Genomic DNA, 305 nt, shown 5'->3' on the forward strand with positions numbered 1-305 from the left:
TGCGATAGTGCGCCACTCTTTGCCCCGATGGTGAAAAAAGCAGGCTGGAAGCGGTAAATTTCTCCTTGTCCGGTACCCGGACTGGTATGGTACCGGCTACCATCCAGATACCATGTTCAGCCGCCAGGGCAGACAAAGCACTCTGAACAGGCCCTTCTCCCAGGGTTTCTGCCAGCTCAAGCTGAGTTTTGTCGCTGCCACCAAAGCAGGCAAGGCACTCTGGCAACACCACCAAAGAAGGCACAGATGGATCCAATCCCTTTAGCTGTGTCGCCAAGGTCTGCAAGTTTTCCTCGGGATTAGGC

At 54.8% G+C, this 305-nt stretch carries 1 protein-coding gene; it reads right to left on the reverse strand.

The window, feature by feature from the left end; genetic code table 11:
• On the reverse strand, positions 1 to 277 hold a 277-nt coding region (locus J0A66_RS22690; RefSeq protein ID WP_277603627.1), incomplete at its 3' end, for a nitrilase-related carbon-nitrogen hydrolase.
• Positions 278 to 305 lie beyond the last annotated feature (28 nt).

Source organism: Bowmanella dokdonensis, assembly GCF_017254865.1.
Classification (GTDB): domain Bacteria; phylum Pseudomonadota; class Gammaproteobacteria; order Enterobacterales; family Alteromonadaceae; genus Bowmanella; species Bowmanella dokdonensis.